Genomic DNA, 1,181 nt, shown 5'->3' on the forward strand with positions numbered 1-1,181 from the left:
ACATTGTGAAACGCCTGCGCATTCTCTCGCGGTACGCGGTATTCAATCTCTACCACAAGCGGGCCGCTGCGGCCGGAAAGTTCGAGCCGAACTTCGGGATCCGCCAGCATCTCGGCTTCTTGCTCACGAGCGCTGACGCGTGGCATTGGCAGCCAGAGCCCCAGGACCGGTGTTACAAGCATTAAACCAGCCGAAATAAGGAGCGTTGTTTGTACGCCCGTGACATCGGCCAGATACCCCCAGGCCCAGCTGCCAATGGCAATTCCGCCAGAACTGGCCGCCTGATATGCCGCGAGCGATCGACCGGCGACCCAGCGCGGCGCTGCGAACTGCACCCCAATGTTGAACAGCGCCCAGGTGATCATCCACACGGCGCCGGCGAGGAACAGCGCAACGGCCGTCAATATCGGCGCTCCACTCAGCGCTACTGCGGTAACCGCGCCGCCCATCGAAAGACTGCAGCCTCGGATTGCCGCCTCGCCAGCCGAGCGCTTGCGCAGCTCGGTGATATTGAGTGCTCCGACCACTGCGCCGAGACCAAACGCGCTGAGCATGATGCCATAGGTCTGTGCACCACCATGCAGCAGGTCGCGGGCTACGAGCGGCATGAGCGCGATGATCCCGCCGCCGGTCACGCCCATCACCATGGAGCGCACCAGCACGATCGTGATCGACGGGGAATTGATGATATACCGCATTCCTGAAACAATAGCGCGACTGAGCTTCTCGGGCGGCAGACGACTAGGTACGGAGACGCGCTTCCATAGGAACAGCGCGGCGATCAGCGGAAGATAAAGCAACGCATTAAGTGCGAATGAAGCTACGGCACCCGCGGTTGCAACCACGATCCCGCCGATGGCCGGACCCACGCTTCGCGCGATATTATAGCTGATACTGTTCAGCGCCACTGCCGCCGGAAGGGTTTCCAACGGCACTTGCTCGCTAACCGAGGATTGCCAGGCCGGATCCATCAACGCCATGCCGCTGCCGACGACGAAGCACAATGCCAGCAACAAATTCGGAGTGATCAAGTCGAACCAAGCAAGCCCCGTCAGCGCTGACACGCCGGCGAGCGCGATGGCGACTGAAACCAGTGCAACGATACGCCGGTCGTACATGTCCGCGATCGCACCGGCCGGCACTGAGATGAACATGACAGGCAACATCAGAGCGGTCTGCAC

At 61.3% G+C, this 1,181-nt stretch carries 1 protein-coding gene; it reads right to left on the reverse strand.

The annotated features are described in order from the left end of the window. Window positions 1-1,181 (reverse strand): MFS transporter (locus IVA79_RS19910; RefSeq protein ID WP_247555794.1); only part of this gene is annotated, 1,181 nt, incomplete at both ends.

Origin of the sequence: Bradyrhizobium sp. 138, from assembly GCF_023074075.1 — a bacterium.
Taxonomy (GTDB): Bacteria; Pseudomonadota; Alphaproteobacteria; order Rhizobiales; family Xanthobacteraceae; genus Bradyrhizobium.